23 protein-coding genes are annotated in these 25,617 nt (G+C 72.5%); 9 read left to right on the plus strand and 14 right to left on the minus strand.

Features of this window, described 5'->3' with window-relative positions; translation table 11 throughout:
• Positions 1 to 134 precede the first annotated feature (134 nt).
• Positions 135 to 1,517, minus strand: a complete 1,383-nt coding sequence (locus ABTW72_RS20910) for an FAD-binding oxidoreductase (RefSeq protein ID WP_350861094.1) — start codon at positions 1,515 to 1,517, stop codon at positions 135 to 137.
• A gap of 132 nt (positions 1,518 to 1,649) precedes the next feature.
• Complete coding sequence (locus ABTW72_RS20915; protein WP_350861096.1) at positions 1,650 to 2,012, minus strand: YciI family protein; 363 nt, start codon at positions 2,010 to 2,012, stop codon at positions 1,650 to 1,652.
• A gap of 242 nt (positions 2,013 to 2,254) precedes the next feature.
• Between ABTW72_RS20915 and ABTW72_RS20920 the strand changes: the two genes are divergently transcribed.
• On the plus strand, positions 2,255 to 3,127 hold the full coding sequence (locus tag ABTW72_RS20920; RefSeq protein ID WP_350861098.1) for an aldo/keto reductase: 873 nt from the start codon (positions 2,255 to 2,257) through the stop codon (positions 3,125 to 3,127).
• A gap of 65 nt (positions 3,128 to 3,192) precedes the next feature.
• On the opposite strand, the gene ABTW72_RS20925 is transcribed toward ABTW72_RS20920, so the two are convergent.
• The 3 genes from ABTW72_RS20925 to ABTW72_RS20935 all read right to left on the minus strand — a co-directional run bounded on the left by ABTW72_RS20925 (position 3,193) and on the right by ABTW72_RS20935 (position 6,773).
• The gene (locus tag ABTW72_RS20925) at positions 3,193 to 3,585 is read right to left on the minus strand and encodes an effector-associated constant component EACC1 (RefSeq protein WP_350861100.1); all 393 of its coding nucleotides are present in this window, start codon (positions 3,583 to 3,585) and stop codon (positions 3,193 to 3,195) included.
• Between the two features lie 14 nt (positions 3,586 to 3,599).
• Positions 3,600 to 5,804, minus strand: coding sequence for a M48 family metalloprotease (locus ABTW72_RS20930; protein ID WP_350861102.1), 2,205 nt, complete (start codon positions 5,802 to 5,804; stop codon positions 3,600 to 3,602).
• Between the two features lie 174 nt (positions 5,805 to 5,978).
• The gene (locus ABTW72_RS20935; protein WP_350861103.1) at positions 5,979 to 6,773 is read right to left on the minus strand and encodes an esterase/lipase family protein; all 795 of its coding nucleotides are present in this window, start codon (positions 6,771 to 6,773) and stop codon (positions 5,979 to 5,981) included.
• 204 nt (positions 6,774 to 6,977) lie between these two features.
• Here ABTW72_RS20935 and ABTW72_RS20940 point away from each other — a divergent pair, with 204 nt between their 5' ends.
• A complete protein-coding gene (locus ABTW72_RS20940) occupies positions 6,978 to 8,336 on the plus strand; it encodes a pentapeptide repeat-containing protein (protein WP_350861105.1) in 1,359 nt (452 codons plus the stop codon).
• 65 nt (positions 8,337 to 8,401) lie between these two features.
• Here ABTW72_RS20940 and ABTW72_RS20945 read toward each other — a convergent pair whose 3' ends face one another.
• A complete protein-coding gene (locus ABTW72_RS20945; RefSeq protein ID WP_350861107.1) occupies positions 8,402 to 8,983 on the minus strand; it encodes a TetR/AcrR family transcriptional regulator in 582 nt (193 codons plus the stop codon).
• A gap of 223 nt (positions 8,984 to 9,206) precedes the next feature.
• On the opposite strand from ABTW72_RS20945, the gene ABTW72_RS20950 reads away from it, so the two are divergent.
• The 4 genes from ABTW72_RS20950 to ABTW72_RS20965 all read left to right on the plus strand — a co-directional run bounded on the left by ABTW72_RS20950 (position 9,207) and on the right by ABTW72_RS20965 (position 12,769).
• Complete coding sequence (locus ABTW72_RS20950; protein WP_350861109.1) at positions 9,207 to 10,673, plus strand: MFS transporter; 1,467 nt, start codon at positions 9,207 to 9,209, stop codon at positions 10,671 to 10,673.
• A gap of 105 nt (positions 10,674 to 10,778) precedes the next feature.
• Positions 10,779 to 11,765: an SEC-C domain-containing protein gene (locus tag ABTW72_RS20955; protein WP_350861111.1), complete on the plus strand. Its 987-nt coding sequence runs from the start codon at positions 10,779 to 10,781 to the stop codon at positions 11,763 to 11,765.
• Positions 11,766 to 11,834: 69 nt separating this feature from the next.
• On the plus strand, positions 11,835 to 12,290 hold the full coding sequence (locus tag ABTW72_RS20960) for a nitroreductase family deazaflavin-dependent oxidoreductase (RefSeq protein ID WP_350861113.1): 456 nt from the start codon (positions 11,835 to 11,837) through the stop codon (positions 12,288 to 12,290).
• A 68-nt stretch (positions 12,291 to 12,358) separates the two neighbouring features.
• On the plus strand, positions 12,359 to 12,769 hold the full coding sequence (locus ABTW72_RS20965; protein ID WP_350861115.1) for a hypothetical protein: 411 nt from the start codon (positions 12,359 to 12,361) through the stop codon (positions 12,767 to 12,769).
• Between the two features lie 144 nt (positions 12,770 to 12,913).
• On the opposite strand, the gene ABTW72_RS20970 is transcribed toward ABTW72_RS20965, so the two are convergent.
• Positions 12,914 to 13,360 (minus strand): hypothetical protein, encoded by a 447-nt coding sequence (locus ABTW72_RS20970; RefSeq protein WP_350861117.1) that lies wholly within the window; start codon positions 13,358 to 13,360, stop codon positions 12,914 to 12,916.
• 339 nt (positions 13,361 to 13,699) lie between these two features.
• Positions 13,700 to 13,963, minus strand: a complete 264-nt coding sequence (locus ABTW72_RS20975) for a DUF6244 family protein (protein ID WP_030489032.1) — start codon at positions 13,961 to 13,963, stop codon at positions 13,700 to 13,702.
• A 395-nt stretch (positions 13,964 to 14,358) separates the two neighbouring features.
• Between ABTW72_RS20975 and ABTW72_RS20980 the strand changes: the two genes are divergently transcribed.
• A complete protein-coding gene (locus ABTW72_RS20980; RefSeq protein WP_350861119.1) occupies positions 14,359 to 14,718 on the plus strand; it encodes a hypothetical protein in 360 nt (119 codons plus the stop codon).
• Between the two features lie 8 nt (positions 14,719 to 14,726).
• Here the strand turns inward: ABTW72_RS20980 and ABTW72_RS20985 are convergent, their stop codons facing one another.
• A complete protein-coding gene (locus tag ABTW72_RS20985) occupies positions 14,727 to 15,245 on the minus strand; it encodes a hypothetical protein (protein WP_350861120.1) in 519 nt (172 codons plus the stop codon).
• Between the two features lie 437 nt (positions 15,246 to 15,682).
• Here ABTW72_RS20985 and ABTW72_RS20990 point away from each other — a divergent pair, with 437 nt between their 5' ends.
• Complete coding sequence (locus ABTW72_RS20990) at positions 15,683 to 16,240, plus strand: hypothetical protein (protein WP_350861122.1); 558 nt, start codon at positions 15,683 to 15,685, stop codon at positions 16,238 to 16,240.
• 9 nt (positions 16,241 to 16,249) lie between these two features.
• Here ABTW72_RS20990 and ABTW72_RS20995 read toward each other — a convergent pair whose 3' ends face one another.
• From ABTW72_RS20995 to ABTW72_RS21015, 5 genes are all read right to left on the minus strand, one after another.
• Entirely contained in the window at positions 16,250 to 16,684 is a 435-nt protein-coding gene (locus ABTW72_RS20995) for a hypothetical protein (protein WP_350861124.1), read from the minus strand.
• A complete protein-coding gene (locus ABTW72_RS21000) occupies positions 16,684 to 17,580 on the minus strand; it encodes a hypothetical protein (protein WP_350861126.1) in 897 nt (298 codons plus the stop codon). The genes ABTW72_RS20995 and ABTW72_RS21000 overlap by 1 nt, the downstream gene beginning before the upstream one ends.
• A complete protein-coding gene (locus tag ABTW72_RS21005) occupies positions 17,577 to 20,120 on the minus strand; it encodes an FtsK/SpoIIIE domain-containing protein (RefSeq protein ID WP_350861128.1) in 2,544 nt (847 codons plus the stop codon). The genes ABTW72_RS21000 and ABTW72_RS21005 overlap by 4 nt, the downstream gene beginning before the upstream one ends.
• Before the next feature lie 94 nt (positions 20,121 to 20,214).
• Positions 20,215 to 22,911 carry a hypothetical protein gene (locus tag ABTW72_RS21010; RefSeq protein WP_350861130.1) on the minus strand — a complete coding sequence of 899 codons (2,697 nt, stop codon included), beginning with the start codon at positions 22,909 to 22,911 and terminating at the stop codon, positions 20,215 to 20,217.
• A 135-nt stretch (positions 22,912 to 23,046) separates the two neighbouring features.
• On the minus strand, positions 23,047 to 23,844 hold the full coding sequence (locus ABTW72_RS21015; RefSeq protein ID WP_350861132.1) for an SGNH/GDSL hydrolase family protein: 798 nt from the start codon (positions 23,842 to 23,844) through the stop codon (positions 23,047 to 23,049).
• Between the two features lie 200 nt (positions 23,845 to 24,044).
• On the opposite strand from ABTW72_RS21015, the gene ABTW72_RS21020 reads away from it, so the two are divergent.
• A complete protein-coding gene (locus ABTW72_RS21020) occupies positions 24,045 to 25,577 on the plus strand; it encodes a M1 family metallopeptidase (RefSeq protein WP_350861134.1) in 1,533 nt (510 codons plus the stop codon).
• Positions 25,578 to 25,617: the final 40 nt, after the last annotated feature.

The raw sequence follows: 25,617 nt of genomic DNA on the forward strand, positions 1-25,617 counted from the left end.
ACCGCACCGGGAACGTTGTGGCGACGGGCATCAGCGACCGCGCGCCGGGAATCGTACGCCTCCGTCGGCGTGCGCTGTTGGGGTGCTCCCGGCGGCGACACACTCCGGGTGCCCCGACGGCGGCAGGCGGCGGCTCATTCCGGGTGCTCCCGGGGCGGCAGGGTGGGCACCGCGTGCAGCAGGTCGCGGGGGTCGTAGCGGCGCTTGGCGTGGCGCAGCCGCGCCCAGTTCGCGCCGTAGGCGAGCCGCACCCGGTCGGTTTCCTCCGGGGCGAGCAGGTTGGGGTAACCACCGGGTAGGGCGTGCGGGGCGAGCGCCGCAGAGGTCCGCTCCGCCCAATCGCGGTGCGGGTCGGCCTGGTCGCCGGGAGCCCACACCGCGATGACCTCGGTCATCAGGTGGTCGCTGCGGAGCCCGAACGCCGTGTCGGCGGGTCGGACCCGGGTGGCCGCGCCGTGGAAGTGGTGCACGGCCAGCGCCGAGAACGGCGAGCTGACCTGCCGGGCCGCGTCGACGAGCGTGTCCACGGTGCTGTCGGTGAGCGCGGGCAGCCAGCGGGTCCGCAGCAGGTAGTGGTTGCCGTCGACCATCCCGCCGTCGAACATCCGCAGCGCGTCCGCGTACGGCATCGGGCCGATCTGGTCGACCAGCGGGGTGCCCAGCGCGCGCAGCCGGTCCATCCACGGCGAGCCGGCGTCCAGGTCCGGGCCGCTGTAGAACGGGCAGACGAAGATCACCGGCTCGCCGGCCGGGCCGGGCAGGAAGCCGGCCATCACGGTCAGTTCGTCCGGAGCCTCGGCGACGAGGGCGCCGTAGCCGCGCAGCACGGCCGGCGCCTCGGACAGCGCGAACATGATCATCCCGGCCAGCACGCCGGGCAGCCGGTGCGCGCGGAAGCGCAGCTCGGTGACGATGCCGAGGTTCCCACCGCCGCCGCGCAGCGCCCAGTACAGCTCGGCATCGTGCCGGGGGTCGGCGGTGACCCGGCGGCCGTCGGCGAGAACCACCTCCGCGCCGAGCAGGCTGTCCAGGGACAGACCGAACCGGCCACACAGCGGGCCGTACCCGCCGGCGAGGGTGAGCCCGGCCATCCCCACGGCGCCGACCACGCCGGTGGGGACCACCAGGTCGTACGGGCGTGCGGCGGCGAGCAGCTCGGCCGCCGTGGTGCCACCGCCGATGGTCACCGTGGCCGCGTCCGGGTCGACCCGGACGGCGCGCAGCCCGGTCAGGTCGAGCACCAGAGCGTCGTCGCGCAGCGCCCGGCCGGCCCAGTCGTGTCCTCCGGAGCGGACCGAGAGGGGCAGGTGGCACCGGGTGGCGATGCGGACCGCCTCGGCCACCTCGTCGGAGTCCTGGCACCTGGCGACCAGCGCGGGCGTGCGCGCCACCGCGCCGTTCCAGAGTCGGGTGGTGGCGGCGTAACCGGGATCGTCCGGCTCGTGCAGCCGGTCGCCGAGCAGGGCACGCAGTCGGGCGGCGGCCGACGCGACATCGGGGGTGGCGGCGGAGATCATGGCGACTCCTCGACCGGGGCCGACCCACGACACCGGGTACGCCCCGGCGGCGGCCCGCGCAGGGCGCGACCGTAGCACCGGCAGGCGGGCGAGCGCCGTCGTCATCACGACAGCCACCGATGGACCGCTGACTCAGCTGCCCGCCTTGACCAGCGGGAACTCCAGGGAACCGGCCGGGCAGAGGAAGGTCAGCACCTCCACCCGGTAGAGCCCGGCCTGCACCGCCGGGTCGGCCTCCAGCACGCTGCGGACATCGTCGACGCTGCCGGTACGGGCCAGCCCGAAGCCGATCGGCGGATCCGGCTCGCGCGCCGGCCCGTCCACCGAGCCGGCGACCAGGACGATGCCGCGCCGCTGCAACGCCTGCATGTGTTCGGCGTGCTCGGCCTGCAACCGCTGCACGGTCTCCGCGGGCAGGGCCCGCCCGGCCGCGCCGGGATAGATCACGATGCACTCGTACGTGTCGAGCGCGAAGTTGACCTGCGGCACTGCCATGGGTGCTCCCTCCGCCGTCGCGCCGGAACGCACCGGCTCCGGCCAGCGTCGCACGGACACCCCGGTCGTACCGGGCGCTTCCCGGCAACTCGGCTCGGTGCGCTGACGGCGTGTCCGCGCCCACACTCGGCCGACCGCCGGCATGGCGGCGCGGTTCCGGGGGATGATCCTTCGGTGGTGGGTGGGCTCTTCATGCCCGCGCTGTCCACGCCCGCCACGACGAGACGATTGGGGATCGGGCAATGGCGACAAATATCAGCGAGCAGCCCGCGAAGGCGTCCGGCACGTACCGGATCGGTGGCGACGTCACCGTCAACCGGCTCGGCTACGGGGCCATGCAGATCACCGGCCCGGGCGTCTGGGGCGACCCGAAGGACCCGGCCGAGGCGGTTCGCGTGCTGCGCCGTGCGGTCGAGCTGGGCGTGACGTTCATCGACACCGCCGACTCGTACGGGCCGTTCGTCTCGGAGTTGCTGATCCGGGAGGCGCTGCACCCGTACGCCGACGACCTGGTGATCGCGACCAAGGCCGGGCTGAGCCGCTCCGGCCCCGGTGACTGGCGTGCGCTGGGCCGCCCGGAGTACCTGCGCCAACAGTGCGAGTTGAGCCTGCGTCACCTCGGCCTGGACAGCATCCCGCTGTACCAGCTGCACCGGATCGACCCGAAGGTGCCGCTCGCCGATCAGCTCGGTGAGCTGGCCCTGCTGCGGGAGGAAGGCAAGATCCAGCACATCGGGCTGTCCGAGGTGAGCGTCGCGCAGATCGAGGAGTCCCAGGCGATCACCACGATCGCGTCGGTGCAGAACCTGTACAACCTCGCCAACCGCAGCGCCGAGGACGTGCTGGAGTTCTGCGAGCGCAACGACCTCGCGTTCATCCCATGGTTCCCGATCGCGACCGGTGAGCTGGCCCGCCCGGGTGGCCCGCTGGACGCCATCTCCACCGCGCACGGCGCGTCGCCCGCGCAGCTCGCGTTGGCCTGGCTGCTGCGCCGCTCGCCGGTGATGCTGCCGATCCCCGGCACGTCCTCGGTGGCGCACCTGGAGGAGAACGTGGGCGCGGCCGACGTGCGGCTCACCGACGACGAGTTCGAGGCGCTCGCCAAGGCGAGCTGACCCGCCGATCCGGACGCCGTCGGCTCAGCCGGCGGCGTCCGGACCGGTTCCCGGGCGCCGTCGGGTCAGTCGACGGCGTCCGGACCGGGCTCCCGGGCGGCGCGTAGCGCCTCGGTCGCCTGGGCCAGCAGGCGAGCGGAGTCGGTCCGCCCGCTCACCTGCAATTCCACTTCGGTGTCCCCGGCCTGGATCCGGATGCTCGCCTCGGTGCGCTGCTGGTCGACCCAGGACTGCAACAGGTTGAACAGCCCCGGAAGCAGCCCCTGGGCCAGCACCGCGATGATCACCGCGTCGCTGAAACCCGGCCGGCCCCCGCCGCCGCCGGCCGGGCGGACCACCGGCCGGTACTCGGGGCGGCGGTGGATCCAGGTCAGCAGGTCGACCGACGGAGGCTGCCGCTGCCGGGGGTTGATGGTCAGCCGGACGGGCTGCCGGGCTGCGGTGTCGCTGTCGGTCACGGTCTGTCTCCCGGTCAGTCGGCGGCGGGTCGGAAGGTCACGTTGTCCCCGTCGGCGGTGGCGACGCCCGCGACGGTGAACGAATTGTCGTCCTTGAACGGTGAGCTGCCGCCGAAGTAGGTGGTCGTGCCACTGGCCTCCACCCTGCCCTGGGTCTCGGTCGGGGTGGAGACCTGGGCGCTGGCCGGGCCGGTGAGTTCGACGGCGAGCTTCGGGTACTCCAGGATCTTCCAGGTGATCTTCTGGACGGAGCCGCCGTAGTAGCGGAACGGGCAGCCCGGCGGGGCGGCGACGGTCTGCTTGGCGCACTCGTCCAACCAGGCCCGTACCCGGGCCTCGACGGCCTCGATCGCCGCCGGCTTGAGCACCGGAGCCAGTTGCAGGACGGCGGCGCTCTCCCCCGGGCCCACCAGCACGGTCGTGCTCGGCGTCTCGCTGAGCGCACTGGACGGGCCGGTCGCGGTGTAACCGCCGGGCAGCAGCACCACTGGCGGGCCCTCGGTGGCGACCGGCAGCTCCACCCCGTTGAGCCGCACCCCGGGGTCGGCGATCGCGGCGTTGAGCTGGGTCGGCCCACCGCTCAACCGCCAGCCGTGGAACAGCCCGGCGGTGGTCTCGTCCTCGCGGCGCAGGGCAAGGGTGGCGGTCTCCCGCGCGTCACCCAGCCGGTACGTCACCGTGGCGGTGGCGGTGTCGCCGTCGCGCTCCAACGAACTGATCTCGACGTCGGTCGGCGGTTGGTAGCCCTTGCCACGCAGCAGTTGCGCGAGCAGCTTGGTGTCGGCGCCACTGCCCTGGTCGGTCAGGTACCCGAGCGCGGCGGCGCTGTCCCGGTCGGCGAGCGCGGAGAAGTAGCCGTCGATCGCCGCCTGGGGGCGGAAGAACGCCCACTGCACCACGCCGAGCCCGCTGGTGCCGAGGCAGGCGACCAGGATGAGGGCGCCGACCAGCAGCCAGGTGCGCCGGGTGCCGACCGGGCCGGAGGAGTTGAACAGCCGGTCGACGGTGACGGGCTGGGCCGCCCCGGCGGGCGCACCGGCCAGCGACGCCCGCTCCAGCGCGTCGAGCCGCAGCTCGTGCGGCGGGTGGGTGGCGCAGACCGCCTCGTCCCAGCCGCTGCGGCCGGTCTCGAAGGACAGCCGCCGTTCCAGGATGCGCCGCAGTCCGTCGACGTGCCCGGTGAGCACGGCGCCGAGGTCGGCCCGGTACTCGGCCGCCCGCACGTCACGGGCGTGCAGCGGCAGCACCACGTACCGCATGGTGAGCAGCACCGGCCAGAAGAACACGAAGACCACGAAGTTGGTGCCCGGGTGCGGGAACGTCCGCATCAGCCAGGTCGGCAGGGCGTGCGCGAGGGTCAGCGGCAGGCCGACACCGCGGACGAAGGCGCTGGTGATCTCGTCCCCGGTCCGCCAGTGCACCAGCTCGTGACTGAGCAGCGCGGCCACCTCGTCGTCCGGTTCGGTCAGCACGGCGGTGGTGACCACCACGTGCCGGGCGTACGTGCGGGCGTTGCTCAGGACCGGGTCGTCCTCCATGAGCAGCCGGGGCACGCTGGGCAGGCCGAGCCGTCGGGCGCAGTCGTCGAGGATGGGGCGCAGCCGCGCGTCCTCGCGGCGGCTGGGCTGGCGCGCACCGGAGACGACCAGCAGGCGTGGTTCGAGCAGCACCCGGTAGAGCGTGTAGAGGAGCCCGATCAGCGCGGCCGCGACGACAGTGCCGATCAGGCCGGTGAGCAGCGCGAAGGGCTCGTCGGTGACGCCCAGCCAGGGCAGCGCCAGCACGACGAGGAAGCCGACCAGGAAGCCGATCGCGAAGCCGACCACACCGCCGAGCACCCCGCCGGAACGGGTCAGGAACGCCTCGATCAGGGAGCCGATCAGCGGGGCGTCGCGCAGCACCTCGGGCACCTGGTCGTTGGCGCCCGATCCGATGGCGAAGAGCCCGGCGACGCCGAACAGGAGACCGCCCCAGAACGCCAGAAGCAGAGCTACCGGCAGGTAGAACCAGGTGGCGAGGAACGCGCCGAGCACGCCGCGCCAGTCCCGCAGGATTCCGGCGCGCAGCCAGACCAGCGCGCTGGGGTAGCCCGGTGGGCGGTCGGCGAACCCGCCGGTGGGGGGCGGGGTGTCGGCCGACGGCGGTTGGGCGGCCCGGACGTCGAGCTGCGGCACGGTCGGCGGGGTGTTCTCCGGCGGCACGGTGGGCGGCTCGGTCATGAGCGCTGCTCCCTCTCGGAGGATGGCGTCCACTGTCGGGAATGGACAGCCGGAGCAGGCTATCGAGGACCTCTGATGCCGGAAACCCCGTTTCCCACGATCGTCGCGCACCCGACACTCACCATCGCGGATCCGGTGCGGTGGCCCCGGAGGGGACCGCCGCACCGGACCGGTTCAGAGCGCGAGGCAGTTGGGTCGCACCGGGCCGTCGACCAGGGCGCCGCGCACGATGGTGTACGCCGTCCCGTCGAGCACCAGACCGAGGTGCCCCACCACCCGCAGCGGGCAGTACGCCTGGATCAGCACGTTCGTCGCACCGTCGTTGACGGCGGCGTTCCCGGTCGGCCGGACCAGCTCGTCCTGCACGGTGCGGATGGTGGTGTAGCGCACCGCGCCCGGGGTGTCGTCGCCGGCGTTGAGGTCGGTGAGGAACGCCGAGCCGATGCTCATCTGTTGGCAGGCCACCACGCCGGCGCAGCTACCCAGGCCCAGGAACGCGACGATGTTGGCGACGTACGTGCCGTACTGCGGTGTGCCCAGGCTGACGTAGCGACCGACGGTGGCGGTGCCGCCGAGCCGCTTGAGGTAGTACCGGCTGACCAGGCCCCCTTCGGAGTGGGCGACGACGTCCACGCTCGCCGCGCCGGTGCTGGCGCGGACCTGGTTGACGTAGCCGGCGAACGCGCGGGCCGAGGTGGGGATGTCACCGAGGCCCAGCCCGGGCAACTGGTAGATGAAGGCGCGGTAGCCGTCGGCGCGCAGGCGGGCGGCGATCGGCTCGTACGCGACGGCGACGCCGCTGAGCCCGCCGACCACGATGACGGGGTTGGCCGCCGCGGCGGCGAAGGGTGTCGCGGGGGTGGCGGTGGCCGGGGCGGGATCGGCGGGGGCGGCGGTCGCCGTGGCGGTGGACGCGAGCAGCGCGGCGGTGGCGAGGGCCAGGACGAGGGCGGTCTTTCGGAGCAGCATCGCTGCACCTCCGGTGGGAGGCGCCCGGCGAACCGGGCAGGTGGGTGGGGGTGTCCGGTCGACCGTGCGACGATCATCCCCGCAACAATTCAGAAACGTCAATGACTTGTTACGCGCCGGTAACCCGTTGTTCCGACGGAGGCGTAAACGGTCATACCGTCACGCTCCATATCGGACACCAACCATGACTGGCATGCTGTGGCCGTGGCTGTCGACGAACCCACCGAGCGCGAGCTGCGGGTCATGCCGTGGTGGCTGGTCCTGGTCGGCCTGCTGGTCGCCATCGCCCTGGGCTGGCTGGTGTTGGACCTGCTGCTCACCGAGGCCGACCGGGCCAGCCAACCGGACACTCGCGCCACACTGCGCATCGACGCGATCCGCACCGGCCTGACCGTCGTCGCGGGCACCGGCGGAGGGCTCGCGCTGCTGCTGGCCGCCCGCCGCCAGTGGATCACCGAACGCGCGCAGCGGCACCAGGAGACCGTCGCCGCACGGGACCAGGTGCACCGGGATCGGGTGCAGGCGCACGCCGAGGCGGTGGCCGAGGCCGCGCAGCGCCACCAGGACCGGCAGTCCGGGGCCGCCGAGCACGACGCGGCGGAGCGTCGACTGACCGAGCTCTACACCCGGGCGGTCGAGCTGCTCGGCAACGACAGCGCGGCGGTACGCCTGGGGGGCCTGCACGCGCTGGAACGCCTCGGTCAGGACAACCCCGGGCAGCGCCCGACGATCGCGGCGGTGCTCTGCGCGTACCTGCGGATGCCGGCGCCCGACGGCGAGCCGCGCGAGACGGAGGTCCGGCGCAGCGCGCAGCGCGTGCTCACCCGGCACCTGCGCGCGGACGACGCGGCGCACTGGCCGGAGCTGAGGCTCGACCTGGCCGGCGCCACGCTTGTCGACTTCGACGCCGCCGGGTGCACGCTCGTCGACGCGAACTTCACCGAGGCGGTGTTCACCGGTACGACGACCTTCGCGGGCGCGACGGCGCGGGGCCGGCTCCGGCTCGGGGCGGCGACCTTCGACGAGGCGGTCTTCGAGGGGCTCGCGGCCGACGGCGAGGTCATCCTCGACGACGTCCGGGTCGGCGGTGGGGCCAGCTTCGACGGTGCCGCCCTTCCCGGCGGCCTGGCCTGCCGGCGAGCCAGATTCGTCGGCCCGACCTCGTTTCGCCGGGTGATCTTCGGTCAGCCGACCAGCTTCGACGCCACCCGCTTCGAGGACACCGCCACGTTCCGGGAGGCCGTCTTCGACGGCGCCCTGTCCATGGAGCACACCGAGTTCGGGCGGTCGGCCAACTTCCACTCGGTCCGTTTCACGAACATGGCGCTGTTCCGCTGGACGGTGTTCGGCGCGGAGGCGCTGTTTGACCGGGCCCGCTTTCTCGACGCCGCGAACTTCGGCCGGGCCCGGTTCCACAGCATGGTCAGTTTCCGTGACACGCAGCTCAGCCGGCCGCCGCAGGTCGAGCAGGCCCGGGCGGTGGCCGATCCTGGTCACCGCTGGCCGGCGGGCACGACAGTGGAACGCCTCGACGACGAGTGGCTGCTGCTGGTCGACCGCTGACGGTGGGACGGAAGTCAGCGCGTCGTGGTCGGACGGTCGTCAGCGTGGCCTGGGCGGCTGGGTCGTCAGCGCGGCGTGGCTGGCGGGCGCAGGCCGTCCAGTGCGACGCCGAGCACCCGGTCACGCTGCTCGGGTGACGGGAACTGGGCCATGGTGAGGCCACTGATCAGCCGCACCACGTCGTCGAAGCCGATGTCGTCACGGACCACACCGGCGGCCTGCGCGCGACGCATCAGCGGCTCACCGGCGGAGAAGATCTCCGTCCGGCAGCTGGTGAAGATCTCGGAGTCTCGCAGCAACTGCTCGGCCAGCGCCCGCTTGGTGGCGACGTACGCGACGAAGCGGTGCAGCCAGGCGACGAGCGCGTCCCAGGGCGGCAACTCGGCCAGACCCTCGGCGGAGTGGCACAGCTCCCGGACCTCCTCGACGTAGACGGCCTCGAACAGGTGCCGGCGGGTCGGGAAGTTGCGGTAGAGCGTGCCGATGCCCACGCCGGCCCGGCGGGCCACGTCCTCCAGGGAGGCGGCGGCGCCGTTCTCGGCGAACGCCTCGCGTGCCGCCGCGATCAGGGAGTCGTAGTTACGTCGCGCGTCGGCCCGCTTGGGCCGCTGGGCGAAGACCTCGGGCGCCTGCCCCGCGCTGGTCATGACGTGCGTCACCTCACCCTGGTTGCATCCGGAGGGAACCCTCCGCTAGCTTAGTGGAGGCACCCCTCCGGAATCCCGGAGGCCTGCCTCCGGTTACTGTACCTCGGGACCCGCCCGATCGCCGCCTGGCCACCCCGATCGCCCGGACCCCGACAGACCCCCCCGTCACGGACGACGGGTGACAAAGCCTTCATTCCCGTACGTAATCAGGGAGCCTTCTCTCGTGGCAGTGACTTCCCGACGCAGCTCGCGTCGGCTCACCTTCACCGTGCTCGCGGCCGGCGCCGGGTTCTTCGCGATGCTCCAGTCGCTGATCACCCCCGTGCTGCCGACCATCCAGCAGGCCCTGCACACCTCCCAGAACACAGTGACCTGGGTCCTGACCGCCTACCTGCTCAGCGCGTCGATCTTCACGCCGATCCTCGGACGCGTCGGCGACATGATCGGCAAGGAGCGGATGCTCGTCGTCTCGCTCGCCGCCCTCGCCCTCGGCTGCCTGCTCGCCGCCATCGCGCCGAACATCGGCATCCTCATCCTCGCCCGGGTCGTGCAGGGCATCGGCGGAGCGGTCTTCCCGCTGTCGTTCGGCATCATCCGCGACGAGTTCCCGGCTGCACGGGTCTCCACCGCAGTGGCCGCCATCTCGGCGATCGTCGCCGTCGGCGGTGGCCTGGGCATCGTGCTGGCCGGCCCGATCGTCAGCACGCTGGACTACCGCTGGCTGTTCTGGATCCCGATGATCGTGGTCGGGCTGACCGCCGTGGCCGCGCACCTGTTCGTGCCCGAGTCGCCGGTCCGTACCCCCGGTCGCATCGACTGGCGCGCCACAGTGCTGCTCTCCGGCTGGCTGGTCGCGTTGCTGCTGCCGATCAGCCAGGGCGCCACCTGGGGCTGGACCTCCACCCGGGTGCTCGGTCTGCTGGCGCTGGCCGTGGTGCTGCTGGCCGGCTGGCTGGTCACCGAACTGCGGTCCAGCAACCCGCTGATCGACATGCGGATGATGCGCCTGCCCGGCGTCTGGACCACCAACCTGGTCGCCCTGCTCTACGGCGCGTCGATGTTCTCCATGTACGCGTTCCTCCCGCAGTTCCTGCAGACCCCGACCGCCGCCGGCTACGGCTTCGGGGCGAGCATCAGCCAGGCCGGTCTGCTCATGCTCCCGATGGTCAGCGCGATGTTCGTCGCCGGCGTCATCGCCGGGCGACTCCAGGCCGTCTTCAGCGCCAAGGCGCAGCTCGCCACCGGTGCCACCTTCAACGTGGCCGCCTCCGCGATGCTCGCCACCGCGCACGACACCCGCTGGGAGGTCGCCATCGCCGGTGGCCTGGTCGGCCTCGGCATCGGCCTGGCCTTCGCGTCGATGGCCAACCTGATCGTCGCCAGCGTGCCAGCCAGCCAGACCGGCGTGGCGACCGGCATGAACGCCAACATCCGCACCATCGGCGGCGCGATCGGCGCGGCCGTGGTCAGCGGCGTGATCACCGCGCACCCGCAGGCCAACGGCCTGCCCCGGGAGGCCGGCTTCACGATGGGGTTTCTCGTCCTCACGGCGATCGCCCTGGCCGCCGCGCTCGCGGCCCTCGCCGTCCCGTCCGCCCGGCGGACGTCGGCCGGTCGCCGGCCGTCCGCCGCGACGATCGTCGAGTCGGAGCTAGCCGGCGAGTTCGCCACCATGCCAGCGACCCGCTGAGGCAACGTGTCGCAGCCCGGGCGGTTCGCCGCCCGGGCTGCTGCATGTCCAGGAGTACGCTGGCCGCTCCCCCACCCACCGACCGTCGTCTTTCAGGATGCGCCCATGTCCGAGTTGCTCACCGCCGACCGCATCGAAGAGATCGGCGCCCTGGGCGTCGACAGCCCCGACCCGGCCGCGCTCGTCGCCGAGCTGGTGGGTGCCGTCGACGAGGGGCGTGTCGCGGACCCCGACGACACCGGGTACGCCCTGCTGGTCGCCGCGGACATCCTGGAACAGGCCGGTGACCTGGCCGACGCGCTCGCCCTGGCCACCCGTGCCATCGCCGAGCAGCCGGACGACAACGCGTACGCCCGAGCGGTGCGCGGCGGTCTGCTGCTGCGCCTCGACCGCTCGGACGAGGGCATGGCCGAGCTGACCGCCCTGCGTCCGCTGTTGGAGACCGACCCCGCGGCCACGTACCTGATCGACGAGCTGGCCGAGTCCGGCCACGCCGACACGGCGCTGGAATGGCTCACCGGGGCACTGGACGCCATCCTGGAACGGACCCGCACCCAGCAGCACGAATCCGAGGACGCCCAGGACGAGGCCGCGGCCATGATCTACGGCCTGGCCCAGCGGCGGCACGACCTGCGCGAGGAGCAGGGCCTGCCCCACGACGAGTACGACAACCTCGCCGACCGGCTGCGCGCCGCGAGCACCCACGCGCTCGACGCCCTCGACGACGGCCCGGCGACACTGCTGTTCTGGCCGCAGGCGGAGTTCACCGCACTGCTGCTGCGCTGGCCCGCTCTGGTCGACAGCTACCCCGCCACCTGGGACGAGCACCGCGCCCAGATCGAACGCGCCCTCGTCGACGCCTCCGGGATGGGCGGCGCCGACCTGGGCGTGGTCGTCGGCACGGTCGCCGACCTGGCGGCCTTCGCCGACCGCACCGACAGCGACCCCACCAGCGAGGAAACCCTCGACGAGTACGCCGACAGCCTCGACGAGTCGGGCGTGACAGCCTGGCCGCCCGGCCGCAACGACACCTGTTGGTGCGGGTCCGGCGCCAAGTACAAGAAGTGCTGCCTGCCCCGCTCGCGCGGCTGATTGTCTCGGGCGCTCCGGCCCCGACGTATGGTCGGTGCGTCCGTTCGACTCGACGATGAAGGCGATGGCGTGACCACACACGAGCAGCACGAGACGGTCGAGGACAGCCCGGTCGGCTGGGTCGCCAGCCACATCCGGCGCTACGTGGGCACCGACGGCGCGGACGGGGGCACCTTCCACGGCGTACCGTCGCTGCTGCTCACCACCCGCGGACGCCGATCGGGCAAGCTGCGCCGCACGGCTCTGATGTACGGGCGCGACGGCGACAACTACCTGCTGGTGGCGTCCAACGGCGGCGCGGCCAAGCACCCCGCCTGGTACCTGAACCTGAGCGCCGACCCGGCGGTGGAGATCCAGGTCGGCGCGGAGCGGATCACCGGTCGGGCCCGGACCGCGACGGGCGAGGAGCGCGTTCGGCTGTGGCCGGTGATGACGAAGGTCTTCCCGACGTACGCCCGCTACGCGAAGGAGACCGACCGCGAGATCCCGGTCGTCGTCATCGAACGCGAACCCGCCATCGATTGACACCTCTCACTGCTGGGGAGGGCTAGGGTGACCGCAGGTAAGCACCCACTCCGGCAAGGAGGAACGTCGTGCGCCGCATCATCACCGCTGTCGCACTACTCGGGCTGTCACTTTCCGTCATGCTGGCGCCGACGCCGGCCAGCGCGGCAAGCACCGTCGAGGTCACGTCCGCGACCCTCGTCGCACGAGGCGTTGCCGTGGACATCACCCTCACCGTGACGTGCCCAGCCGGCCTGTCCGGCGCTACCGAGCTGATCGTCCGGCAGCGATCGGGCGACCGGGTCGCCTACGCGTCCGGCTGGGCGCCCCTCAACAGCTGCACCGGCGAGCCACAAGCCGTGACCGGGCGAGCCTGGGCGGAGGGCGGCGGGCTGGTCCTGCACAAGGGTGTCGCGCTGATCAGCGGCGGATTCGAACTGTGCAACCAGGACGTCTGCGACTACCCGACCTTCGAGCAGACGTTCCGCATCACCAGCTGAGACAGCGGCCGAGCCGTCGTCGCATGCCACCAACGGCGCGTCCGATGATCAAGTGATGAGAAGTAGGTCAGAACCGCTCCCGACGCCTACTTTTCATCACTTGATCATTGGCGCCGTCCCGAGTGACCGGATCAGGCGCACCCGTCACCCGGCCGCCTCAATCGCAGCCTCCACCTTGTCCAGATAGTTGAACCACCACTCCCCCTCGCCCTTAGGGCGAAAGGACAGGAGACTTGCGGCCACAACGAAGGCCAGGACGACTGCGCTGCCGGCTGGCAGCACACCCGACATCGGTCGACCGGTTACAACGGCGTTGAGGAAGGCTTCGACCTCGGGAGAGGTCGTCGAGCTCCAAGCTTCTGCCTCGGCAACCTCCTCGGACAACTGCTGGATCTGCTCAGGCGTTGGCTTGCCTTGGCAGATATCAGCACTGACAAAGGCCGCGATGGCAGCCAGTAACTCCAGGGCCGACTGCCGCATGGTTGCGTCGGAAAACGCCGTGAGCGCTCTATCAAACTCGATCGGCTGCCGCTTCACGGCCCAGTGCAACGTGTCACGGACAAGCTGCTCAACTCGCTCATCGATCTTCAACCGAACCTCCGCCATCCTGCGATCTCGCTTTGTAAGCCTTGAGGGAACCCCAGGTTGCCACGGCCCCGAGGACGACGCCGGCTACCGCCTTCGGCAGAGCGGGCATGAACTCCGAAACCGTCGCCCATGCTGTCGCCGCCGCCGAACCGCCAACAGCAATTGCCTCTGGGCCGACAGCCCTGCGTCTGGTAGGCGACGGCGCATCTCGGTTCTCTCGGCTCCGCGCCTCACGTCGTCCGTCGCGGTCCGGCAGCGCCGACACTGGTCGTGGGATCGCAGGTCGCAAGGTGACGCCGGCTGCCGCGGGTGGTTGGTGGATTGCGCTGCCACCACCCGTGGTCAGTTTCCCAGCGCTCGGACCTTGGCGATCGTCTCCTGCACATGCTGCTTGGCCGGGTCGCCACCCTGAGACGCCTGCGCGAGCGCCTGACGGTACGAGTCGATCATGCCGACCAGCGGACCAGCCGCTACGCCTTCCAGCGCACCGGCGACGAGTGCTCGCGCCTCGGCGGCGTCCTGCGCTGCCGCTGCGGTCTTGGCCTTCGCCTCGTCCAGCTTCTGCGACGCCGCCGCCAACCTCGCGATGATCTGTGCTGCGCTCACGCGCACCTCCCCGTGGTCGACCATCGCCTCCGCCACCGCACCGGCGGAGACCACATGGGAGCGTACGAGATCCGCGCACCCAGCGCGACCGGCTGCTAGCCCCCGCGTCACCTCGTGGGCAGTGGATGCGCCAAGCGAGCTGGTCTGACGGATTTTGCCGACGGGACCTCGACCGAGCCCGGACGGTGACCAGATCTTGGACAGTTTCCGTTACGCGCTAACGGAAACTGTCCAAGATCTAGAGTGACGCCACGAGATTGGGGCCGTTCAGCGCCCGGCGACGAACACGCCGACGCCGCCGACGCCTTCCACGAGCCCTCGATCTTGAGCACGTTGATGGCCTCTTGGCCGGCTCCCAGGTCTGCAACCCGGAGCTGGTGCGCCGAGGCGGGCGAATGAGCGCCGACGCCGTGGACGACCTGCGTGCTGCCTGGCTGGCCACGATCTCCGCTGCCGACCGGGCCGGTGCGCAGTGGCACGGGGCGGGGCCGCCCGGCCGGCGGCTGCCCTGGCAGGACGCGGTCACGGAGTGCTGGCGGGCGTTGAGCCTGGTCTACGCCGGCCTGGCCGCCGATCGGGAGTCACCGGGAGGCTCGGTCGGGGACCTGCTCGCCGGTCTGCACGCTGCTCGATTCGACGCTGACCGGGCCGCCATTCTGGCCGCTCGGGTCCGCTGGCGGTTGAGCGCGACCGAGGACCGAGTGGATCATGCCCGGCAGCGGCCAGGCAGGCTAGGCAGCGGCCAGGCAGGCTAGGCGGCGGGCTACGGCGACGGCGGGCCGTTCTGCGCCCGGGTGATCAGATCGTGCAACGGCTTGGTGCCGCTGCCGACCATCACACCGGTCACGACGGCATCGACCCAGACCGCGACTCCGTTCCAGTCGGCACCGGCGACCGCGTGCAGAACGTAGAACCCACCGGCGCTGGACGCCACTGTGGCCAACCCGCTGGCGAGACCCCACGCGACGATGGTGCGGTTCGCCTTCGCCCGCGCGACCGTGGCGGTGGCCACGGCGACCGCCTCGCGGTCAGCCTCGGTGGGGCCGTCGACCCGGCTGCTCACGTCGGTCACCGTTCGGGACAACGCGGCCTCAGCGGCGCGACCCGGCAGCCACCGTGAGAACGGTTCCAGGATCCGTTCGACCGCTGCGGCGAAGACCAGCAGGGTGAGGAAGACGCCGGTGGTGTCCTCCGGCTGGATCTTCGCAGCGGACGCGCCGCTGCGCCAGATCAGCCAGCCGCCGACCGCGCCGACGGCGATCAGCCCGAAACCCGCAACCACGGCGCCCGCACCGGCCTGCTGCGATGCGGCGACGACCGACAGCCCTGGCTCCTGTTCGGAGCGAGGCGTGGCCGTTCCTGCGGCAGCATCGGCGTTGCCCGGCGAAGCGGCAGGCCTGCCGTTTGGCGGCATCGGCTCAACCTGGGTGGACGTCTGTCCCTGCAATTCCCTGACCAACCTTTCGACCTGCCGCTCGCGAGACGTCGAGGCGTGATGATCCAGACCCTCGGCGAGCGGATCGCGCACCGACTGCGCTCGGGGCGCGAGACTACGGCACGAGAGTGGGCACGATGGACGGCCGGCAGGTGTGAGGCTTCGAGGGCGCACGGAGCACAGTGGCACGGCCAACCGGCAAGCCGCGATGCCGGGTTCGGGGAACACGCCAGAGCGCGAAGCCTCCTAGACTCGGTGGCACCGGGCTGAGGGAGTGACGTGGCTTGACGGTTCAGAAGACAGACACGACATCGGCCGGTCGTGGTCGCCGGGCTCGCGCCATTGGGCTGTCCGGCGGTCTCATCGGGTTCCTCGCCCTCCTGCTCATCGTCTCCGTCGCGACCGGTGACGGGCAGAGCATCCTCAGCAGCCTCCAGTCATCATCGTCGGCAACGGCCGCGCCCAGTCCGACCCCGGAATCTCGGGCACCGTTCTACCGGACCTGCATCACCAAGACCAAGGGCCAGGACGCCTTGGTCTTCTTCCAACGGGACATCCCCGAGGGCCGGTGGGGAGAACCGTTGCGGGGCACCGCCTCGGCGGCCAGTGAGCCGTACGTGCTGTGGCTCTTCGACGCTCACTGTGAACCGCACCGCGCGATCGAGGTGCCACCGCGCACCAGCCGCACGTTCAAGGCCCAGCTGGGTCAGGTCTGGTACTACGCCGAGGCGTCAGCGGGCCGGCCCGCCGACGGCTGCGCCTGCCGCGTCTTCAGCCCTTCGAACAGCGGCACCGAGCAGAGGTTCAGCGACGCCGGCAGCATCACCTACCACCTGGACTAATCCGCCGCCCTACAGCAACTTCCCGTGTTCGGTGACGACCAGTCGCCACTCCGGTGTTCTGAGGGTTCGCAGATCCGGGGCCACGACAGGCTCGGCGCCGGGCGCGCAGACCCCGTACACCTGCGGCGCGACTGCCTCGGTCAGGAGGTGGTCGAAGTGGAACGAGCCTTCGAAGCCGAGCCAGACCACCGTGTCGCCGGCGGCGCAGGCGACGCGCAGGCAGTGGGCCAGGTAGCGGCGCAGGAGCGGCGGCAACTCGTCGAAGACCAGGTCGTACTCGGTGACGCGGGCGTACGGATCGTCCCGTTCGAGGGGATACGTCAGCACCTCGAGCGGCACGACGTCGTCACCGGCGAATTCCGGCACCCGGGCCGGGACGCCCGGCACGAACACGCTGACGGTCGGCTGCGCGGCGAAGCGCAGACCGGATGCCAGGTCGGTCATCAGCGCAGGCCGCGGACCATCAGCAGGTACGCGCAGTAGGCCATCGGCACCACCAGGAAACAGATCAGGAACCCGAGCGGCAGGTACCGCGGCGGGGTACCGGCGACCATCGCGGGCCGCCCCCACCGGCCCAGCACCAGGTAGCCGCCGAAGAACGCCACCGCCGGCAACCCCGCGCAGATCCACGCGCCGAGGGTGAACCCGTCCACCAGACCGACCCCGGAGGCGAGCACCAGCATCAGCACGAGCACCCCGGCCGCCGCGCCGCACCCGGCGTAGACGGCGACCGCCCGCGCCAGCGGTGACCACGTCGGCAGCAGCGCCGGCCGCTGGGCCAGCAACTCCGCCTGCTGCCCGTGCCGGTCGGCCTCGTCGGCCATCCGCCGGGCCAGCTCCAACTCCACCGCCGGGTCGGCCGCGACCGCGCGCTGCGCGGGCACCCCGCCGCCCGCCGGGCTCACCGCCGTCGGCAGCGCCAGCCGCGCCTCCCCCGCCGGCAGCTGGGGGTACGCCCCGACCCCCGCCCGCCCCGGCGCGCCGGCTGCGCCGCCGGGTTCCCCGTCTCCGGTTCCGGGGACGGTGGGAGCGCCGGCAGCGAAGGGCGGGCCGGAGCTGGGAGCGGTGGGCGCCGCGGCGCCGGACGGCGGGCCGGGCCAGGCGGCGGTCTCACCCGGCGTCCCCGGGCCAGGGGCAGGGGGTGGTTGTTCGATACCGATGGCTCGGCCGAGCTGGTCGAGGCGCTGCCCCTGGGCGGTCAGCCGCTGCTGGAGGTAGTCGACGGCGGCGTGCAGGTCGCGGCGGCGCGCGGACTCGGCGGCGGCGTGCTGTTCCCCGGCGCGGTGCTGGGCGGAGAGTTGCCGGGCCAGCGCCGCGTACTCCTCGAAGGACACTGTCACCGCTCCCCGTCGGGGTCGTGCCCGTCGCCGACGAACGGGACGATCAGCCGGGTGCGCTGGTCGTGCCGGTCGATCAGCAGCGCCCGGTCGGGGCGGGGCGTGTAGGTCAGGTCGTGCGCACCGAGGTGCAGGGCCAGCTCGGCGCCGGGCACGTTGAGCGCGACCAGGCAGGCGACGTCGTCGCGGTTCTGGGTGCCGCCGAGGTCGTCGGCGAGCCGGCGCAGCCCCCGCCACCAGCCGAGCAGGTGCACCCCCTGCCCGGGGCCCTGACGCAGGACGGTCCGCAGGTCGTCCAGGCCGGAGCGGAACGTGCCGGGGTCGGTGGCCCCGAGGACGGGGGCGGCGGCGTCCATGCCGAACACCACCAGGTACTCGCGGCCGGCCGGCTCGGCGGCCAGCGCGGCGATCCGGTCGCGCAGCCCGGCCGCGTCGAGGCGCTGCACCGGGTGCCCGGCGGCCCGCAGCAGCGTCTCGGTGTCGTCGGCGACCGGGTCGGCGACGGTGACCAGGCAGGCCAGGTCGAAGCGGACGTCGCCGGGGGCGTGCTGGCGGGCCAGGCTGAGCGTCGCGGCGCGCAGCACGTCCGCGCCGGTCGGTGCGGTGCCCACCACGGCGAGGTGCCGGCCGGGGGTGGTGTCCATCAGGAACAGTGCGGTGGTGCCGTGCACGTCGACGGTTCGGCCGACCAGGGCCATCGGGCGTCGACCACCGGGGCGCAACCCGGCGAACGTGCTGTCGTCCTCGATCCGCGCGGCCTCGTACCCCTTGAAGACCGCTGGGGCGCGCGAGCCCGGCGGGCGGGCCTGCCACAGGTCGTGGCGTAACGCGGCGAGGTCCGCCGCGGCGGCGTGCGCGTCGGGGAAGCGCAGCAGGGTGTCGGCGCCGACCGCGCCGGCGGCGGTGTTGACCACGGCGGAGCCGACCGGGAGGGCCGCGGCGGCGTCGTTGAGCTGGTCGAGCACCCCACCGCCGCCGGGCAGCGCCACCCGCAACGCGAACTGCCCGAAGATCGCCTCGGCCCGCCCGTAGAGGGCTTCGATGCCGGTCATGCTCTGGCTGGCGAGCACCAGGTGGATGCCGTACGAGCGGCCCTTGCGAGCCAGCTCCTCCAGCAGGTCGACCGACTCGCGGGCCAGTCCGTCGTTGCCGGCGAGCAGCACGTGGAACTCGTCGATGACCGTCACGATGCGCGGCAGCGGATCGTTTCGGGGCAGGTCGGCGAGCTTGGTGACGCCGTGCCGCTTGAGTGCGGTGGCCCGGCGTTGCGCCTCCCGGCGCAGCTCGCGCAGGACGGCGAGACCGTACTCGCGGTCGGACTCGATGCCGACGGCACGGGCGTGCGGCAGCCAGGACGGGTCCCGGCCGGTGGGCACGAACTCGGTGAAGCTCACGCCCTCCTTGAAGTCGAGCAGGTAGAGCTGCAACTCTGCCGGCGAGTAGCGGGCGGCCAGCCCGTAGAGGACGTCGAGGAGGAACACGGTCTTGCCGGCGCCGGTGCGCCCGCCGACCAGCCAGTGTGGGGTGGCGTCGTCGAAGGCGAGCGTCAGCGCGGTGCCGAAGGCGCCACCGCCGCCGGCCCGGCCGATCACCGTCCGCAGGCCGTTGCCGGCGGACTCGGCCCAGCGCCGTTCGGGCAGCAGGTCGGTGAAGGGCAACGCGTCGGCGCGACGGGTGGCGGTGCCGAGGTGCTCGGCGAGCGCGCGTACCGAGGCAGGCGGCGGGTCGCCATCGAGCAGGACGGGTGCGGCGAGCCCGCTGCCGTCGGCGCTGAACGGGTTGCCGGGCGGGTCGCCGACGTGCGCGTACCCCTGGTTGAGCCGTACCGCGGTGGTGCCGCCCAGCGGCGGCGCGGTCTCGCCGGGCAGCCGGGACGGGTGGCCGGCGAGCAGCACGCACACGGCGGCGGCCGGGCCGGCGTGGGTGAGCGCGGCGAGCCGGGCCAGCTCGCGCGGCGGCGGCGCGGCGGTGGCGACCACCACCAACAGGCGACGGGCGGCGGGCTGACCGTGCTGCGCGGCGCGGGCGTGCTGCTCGGCGGCGTCCACCAGCGCGGCCACCTCGGCCTCACTGGTGGCCGGCGGGTCGAGCACCCCGGCGTCGAGCAGTGGGCGCAGCGGGCCGAAGGTGGCGCCGAGCGCGGCGGTGTCGATGCCGGCGACGCGGACCTGACCGGGCGGCGCGGTGGCGACCAGCCGCAGCACCAGCGCCCGCAGCAGCCCGGCGACCTGCGCGTCCCGGGCGTCGGTGTCCAGGGCGAGGTGGTGCCCGCCGCCGAGCGGAACCAGCACGGGAAAGGCGCCGTCCGAGGTGGACGCCTCGCCGATCCGCACCGCTGCCGGCTCATCGGTCAGCGGTGTGACGCCGGGTGCGGGGGTGGCCAGGGCGGCGCCGAGACGGGCGAGGCGGGTCACCAGGTCGTCGCCGACCGGCGCGGCGGCGGTCGGTGCCGCCCCCAGTGCGCCGCGGGCAGTGTCCAGATGCGCCCGAGCCGCCCGGTGGGAGTTGACCGCCTGCCCGTACGCCGACGCGAGCCTGCCCACCCTCTGCCCCCAACGCCACGGCCGCCTGGTCCCAGGAACCCTAACGGACACCGGCGGCACCCGGACAGTCCTGCGAGGACGTGTCACGGACCGGTCAGGCGGGGCCGCACGCCGCCGGGCCGGACGCCTCGGCCGCCCCGCAGCGGAACACCTCCACCGGCGCCCTCGCCACGTCGGGCACCTGCTCCACCCGCATCAGGGCCAGCCGCTTGTCGACCGGCTCCCCCGAGTCGGGCGTGAACCGGATCAGCCCGGCCACCCCCGGGTAGCCCTGCCCGGCGTTCTGCCGGAGCACCTCCGCGTGCACGCCCACCGGGTTGACCGAATCCGGCTCCCAGCGCTGCCGGGGGTCGGCGTGGTGCAGCCGGGCGGCGAGGCTCTCCACCGCCCGGACCAGCATCATCGACGCGTCGTAGGCGAGGCTGACCCGCTCGCCGACCTGCTCCTCGGAGCCCGGTCGGCAGCGCGGCGGATCGAGCAGGTCGTCGGCCTGGATCCAGGACAGGAAGCGGGCCCGCGCGTCGTCGTCGCGCCGGTCCTGGGCGGCCCGCAGCGCCGCGCAGGTGGCCAGGGCCGCCTTGGAGACGTACGTGACGGGCAGGTTGCCGGGCGCGGCGGCGCGTAGCCCCGGGTTGGCCATGTACCGGTTGGCCGAGTCGTCGGCGACGAGGTGCCGGGGCGGGTTGCCGCCGCACTCGCGCAGCGCCCGCAGGAATCCGTCGAACTCCGACCAACGACCGGCGTAGAAGAGCATCCCGGTGTAGCCGCACTCGTCGGTCAGCCGCTGCCCGGTGCGCCACTCGTCGAGGCGGGTGATCCGGGGCCCGAACTGTTGTCGGAGCCCGTCGACGAGGGTGCCCACGTAGAGGTCCTCGGAGAGGGAGCTGCCCTCCAGGGTGGTGTAGAAGACGTGCACGTCGTCGACCTTCAGCACCTGTCTGGCGTACGCGTCGACCAGCTTCACCTGGTCCTTGTTCGGTGCGGAGATCTGGAGGTAGAGGCGGGAGTTGGCGTCCATCCTGTCGGCGGAGAGGGTGGGCGCCAGCACCGGTAGCCCGACCTGGTTCAGCTCGCGCAGCGCGCGGGCGGTGCTGGTGCGGCTCTCCACCAGCCCGACCACCCCGAGCACCGTCGGGTCGTCCCGGGCCAGCTCGGCCAGCATCGCCACGGCCCGGTCAGCGTAGATCATCTGGCGACCGCCGTTGGCCACCACGATCCGCAGCAGCGCGGCACCGTCGGCGCCGGCCGACTCCTTCAGCAACGCGTACTGGGCGGTGGCCATCCCTTCCAGCTCCTCGCGCTCGGAGACGTACGACTCCTCGTCCGCGCGGGTCCGGTTGCCGGTGAGGGTGCCGAGGTAGACCAGGGTGAGGAAGGGCCGTCGTCGGTCGCTGCGCTGCCAGACCTCCTCGGCGGCGCGGTTCTGCGCGAAGATGCGCTCCTGAACGGTGCGCAGCCGGTCCTGACCGGGATCGTTGTTGAACACCTGCGCGGCGCTGTCGCTGTAGCCGACACACTCGCCGCTGCCGACCACCTCGACCGAGACCTGACCGGTGAGCGAGGGGTGACAGCCCGGCCCCCACCGGCTGGCCACCCACAGGCCGAGCACCGCCACCAGCACCAGGCAGAGCGCCGTCGGCAGGAAGCGCCGCGACCACCACGGCGGGTCGGGCGCGGAGAAGGGCCGCAGCCCGCCACGTGACGGTGGGCCGGTGTCCGTCTCGTCGGGACGCAGCGCCACCAGCCAGGTGGCCGGGCGGCGCAGCCGTCGCATCTCCGGCAGCGCCTCGGCCCACTCGTCGTACGCCTCGTCGGCCTCAGTCAACGGGTGCGGTTCCGGCAGGTCCGGTGGGGGTCGCCCACCGGACGCGACGATCAGCAGCGGGTCGTTGCGGCCGGTCTCGGTGCGGACGTCGCCGATCAGGCGGACCAACTCCCCGCCGACGTTGCCGGGGGCGACGTTGTCGATCAGCAGCGCCGGGTACGCGGTGCGCCGCCAGTCCGACGGGCGCCACGGCCGACGCCGGTACGCCTGCCGCAGGTCCTCCAGGAACGCGTGCAGCAGCAGCTTGTTGACCTGGTCGGGTTGCTCCCCGTCGCGCCAGCCCGCGGTGAGGCGCTCGGCGAAGCCGAGGAAGGTGACCGACTGCCGGGGCGCCAGGTACTGCTGGCGCATGAACCAGTTGTAGTGCCGCCCGAGCACCGGCACCCGACCGGAGACGGCAGCCCGGAAGACCACCCCCGGCACGGCGCGACGGACCAGCCAGAGCAGCACCTGCGAGGCGATGCTGACCGCGTCGCCGCCGGAGGGCAACGCCTCCGGCGTACGCGGGCCCTTGCGGTCGCGCAGCCGGCGCACCAGGGCCGCGCGGCTGTCGTCGGCGTCGATGCCCAGGCTGAGGCTCTGCTGCATCAGCCAGTCGGCGAGCGGATAGTGCCGGAAGCGCAGTCGGGCGGCGCCGAAGGCCTCCAGGGAGAGCTGCCGGTGCAGCTCGCGCAGCAGCGCCGGCACGTCCCCGGCGCCGGGCGGCGCGTCGGCGTCCAGCACGGCGTGCGGGACCCGCCGCCGGGGGCCCTGGCCGAGGAAGCGGCGCAGCGGCACCATCAGATCCGCGGTGTCGGAGCGGACCAGCCACAGCAGCGGCAGCCGGCGTTCGCCGCGACGGGGCCGCCGCAGGAGCCGGGCGAGCAGCGCGAACAACTCCAACCCGCCGGCCGGCAGCCGTTCCCGACCCGCTGTCGACTGCCTCTGCCCGGTCAACTCCCGCCCGGGAACGTCCGACCGTCGCATGCATCACCTCCGATCCCACTCAGTGTGACGCATCATGCACAGGTGTTGAACCGGCCGGCGGCCGAGGGCCCACAGGGGACGCTCGACCGCCGGCCGGTACGGGTACGACGGTGTGGATCGGGTGCTGCGCTCCGGTCAGCCGGTGACGGCGTTCAGCGCCGGCAGGTATCCGTAGCGGTAGCCGTCGGCGTCCGGGTGGTACGCCTCGATGATCCCGGAGATATCGTTGATCCACGGGTCTCCGGCGCAGACGCCGTGTCCGGCGAAGGTGGGCCGGGTGTCGGCGAAGGTGGCGCCGGCCGCGCTGGCCCGGCCAGCCGTGACCGAGGCGAGCACGTCGGCGGCCTCGTTGAGGATGGTGCGCTTGTAGGTGCTCATCGCCAACCACCCGCAGGAGCCGGTCTCGAACAGTCGCGGGTAGCCGAGGACGATCAGTCGGGCGTTGGGTGCCCGGTTGCGGATGGCGGCGTAGGTGGCGTCCAGGCGGGCGGGCAGCGTCGTGGTGGCGAAGTTCTTCGCGGTGTTGACGGCGTTGGTGCAGGACGAGGTGCTGCCGAACCGGCAACTGGTGATGACGTTGACGAAACCGGCGTCGTTACCGCCGATGGTGATGGTGACCAGTGTGGTGCTGGCGCTGAGCGCGCTGACCTGGTCGTTGAGCACGTCGGCGGTGACCGCGCCGCCACAGGCCCGGAAGTTGAAGCTGGTCACGCCATGGGCGGCCGCCCAGAGCGGAGCGTACGACTTCTGGCTGCGCAGGCACCCGGACGAGTCGTAGGGGCCAGCGCCGACGCCGGAGGAGTACGAGTCGCCGAGCGCGACGTAGTTGACGGCGGCGGCGTGGGCGGTGCCGGGCACGAGCACCACGCCCAGGGCGGCGGTGAGGAGTGCGACCAGCACGGCCAGGACGCGGGCGAGCGGGCGGTGGGGCATGAGGGACCTCCACAGGACAGGGGTGGTGGGATCCTGCGACCGCGCGCGTGGCCAGGGGTGATCTGTTGTTACTAGTCGGTAATGCTATCGAAACATGCAGATCAATGGAATGGCCCGACGACACCGCGTGCCGGGCCGGCGACGTTCACAGTTGTCGATTAGGTTGGCCTGGCGAACACCCGATGGAGGGAGTCCACCCCGTGCGACGAGTCCTCACGGCGGCCACCACCGCCCTGACCCTCACCACCGCCGGCACCATGCTCGCCGGCACCCCCGGCCAGGCCGCCCCGACGGGCTGGGGCCGTCCGGTCGTCTCCGCCGCGCCGCAACCCGGCGCGCCCGGACTGGGCGACAGCTACTTCCCCGACTACGGCAACGGCGGCTACGACGTCGAGCACTACGACGTCCGGCTGCGCTACGAACCGGCCACCGACCTGCTCACCGGCACCACCACCATCCTCGCCACCGCCACTGCGGACCTCTCGACGTTCAATCTGGACTTTCTGCTCGACGTCGAGTCGGTGCGGGTCAACGGCTGGGCGGCGAGCACCAGCACCGCGGGGGCGCACGAGTTGGTGGTCACCCCGGCCCGCACGGTGACCCGGGGCCAGCAGCTCACCATCGTCGTGCGCTACTCCGGTGTCCCGTCGGAGACCCTGGTCAACGACTACACCGGCTGGACGCGTACCGACGACGGCGCCCTCGCCGTCAACGAGCCCGAGTCGGCGTGGTGGTGGTTCCCGAGCAACGACCACCCGTTGGACAAGGCCACCTACGACATCTCGGTGTCGGTGCCGACCGGCGTCGAGGTGATCAGCAACGGCGTGCAGCCGAGGCCGCCGGTGGCCGAGGCCGGCAACCGCACCCGGTGGATCTGGCGGACGACCTCCCCCACCGCCACCTACCTGGCCTTCATGGCCATCGGCCAGTACGACATCGTCACCGACACCGCCCCGAGCGGCCAGCCGGTGATCAACGCGTACAGCACCTCGCTGGGGGCACTCGGACCGGCCGCGCGGGCCAGCATCGAGCGGACCGCCGAGATCGTCGACTGGGAGAGCGGGATCTTCGGCCCGTACCCGTTCGAGGCGCAGGGCGGCGTGGCCGGGCCGATCGACGGCATCAGCTTCGCGCTGGAGACGCAGACCCGACCGGTGTACGGGCCGGGCTTCTGGCGACGCGGCGCCAACACCTACGTGGTGACGCACGAGTTGGCCCACCAGTGGTTCGGCGACTCGGTCTCGGTGGCCGACTGGCGCAACATCTGGCTCAACGAGGGCTTCGCCTCGTACGCCGAGTGGCTCTGGTCGGAGGAGCAGGGTGAGGGCACCGCCCAGGAGGTCTTCGACTTCACCTACGCCAGCTACCCGGCCGACGACGAGTTCTGGCAGGTGCTGCCCGGTGACCCGGGCGCCGCTCGGGTCTTCGACAACGCCGTCTACGACCGGGGCGCGATGACCCTGCACCAGCTGCGGCTGGCCGTCGGCGACGACGCGTTCTTCGAGATCCTGCCGACCTGGACCGCCGAGCACCGGTACGGCAACGGCACCATCGAGCAGTTCCAGTCCCTGGCCGAGCGGATCTCCGGACTGGACCTGGACGACCTGTTCACCACCTGGCTGTTCACCGCCGGTCGGCCCGACGTGGCCACCACGGCCCGCAAGGCCGCCCCGCCGGCCGAGCCGAAGTCCTGGGCCAAGATCCGCGAGTCCCACCACCTGATGTCGCACTAGGACCCACCGCCTCACCCACGTCGATCATGGAGTTGTGGTG

It is taken from the genome of Micromonospora sp. NPDC127501 (assembly GCF_040302185.1).
GTDB lineage: Bacteria > Actinomycetota > Actinomycetes > Mycobacteriales > Micromonosporaceae > Micromonospora.

What these genes read in the sequence shown, in the direction of transcription:
- ABTW72_RS20945 (WP_350861107.1), bottom strand. Translation starts at nt 8,983, where the DNA reads ATGACCAGCGCGGGGCAGGCGCCCGAGGTCTTCGCCCAGCGGCCCAAG.
- ABTW72_RS20980 (WP_350861119.1), top strand. Translation starts at nt 14,359, where the DNA reads ATGAGCGCCGACGCCGTGGACGACCTGCGTGCTGCCTGGCTGGCCACG.
- ABTW72_RS20995 (WP_350861124.1), bottom strand. Translation starts at nt 16,684, where the DNA reads ATGACCGACCTGGCATCCGGTCTGCGCTTCGCCGCGCAGCCGACCGTC.
- ABTW72_RS20935 (WP_350861103.1), bottom strand. Translation starts at nt 6,773, where the DNA reads ATGCTGCTCCGAAAGACCGCCCTCGTCCTGGCCCTCGCCACCGCCGCG.
- ABTW72_RS20910 (WP_350861094.1), bottom strand. Translation starts at nt 1,517, where the DNA reads ATGATCTCCGCCGCCACCCCCGATGTCGCGTCGGCCGCCGCCCGACTG.
- ABTW72_RS20930 (WP_350861102.1), bottom strand. Translation starts at nt 5,804, where the DNA reads ATGACCGAGCCGCCCACCGTGCCGCCGGAGAACACCCCGCCGACCGTG.
- ABTW72_RS20915 (WP_350861096.1), bottom strand. Translation starts at nt 2,012, where the DNA reads ATGGCAGTGCCGCAGGTCAACTTCGCGCTCGACACGTACGAGTGCATC.
- ABTW72_RS21010 (WP_350861130.1), bottom strand. Translation starts at nt 22,911, where the DNA reads ATGCGACGGTCGGACGTTCCCGGGCGGGAGTTGACCGGGCAGAGGCAG.
- ABTW72_RS20955 (WP_350861111.1), top strand. Translation starts at nt 10,779, where the DNA reads ATGTCCGAGTTGCTCACCGCCGACCGCATCGAAGAGATCGGCGCCCTG.
- ABTW72_RS21015 (WP_350861132.1), bottom strand. Translation starts at nt 23,844, where the DNA reads ATGCCCCACCGCCCGCTCGCCCGCGTCCTGGCCGTGCTGGTCGCACTC.
- ABTW72_RS20920 (WP_350861098.1), top strand. Translation starts at nt 2,255, where the DNA reads ATGGCGACAAATATCAGCGAGCAGCCCGCGAAGGCGTCCGGCACGTAC.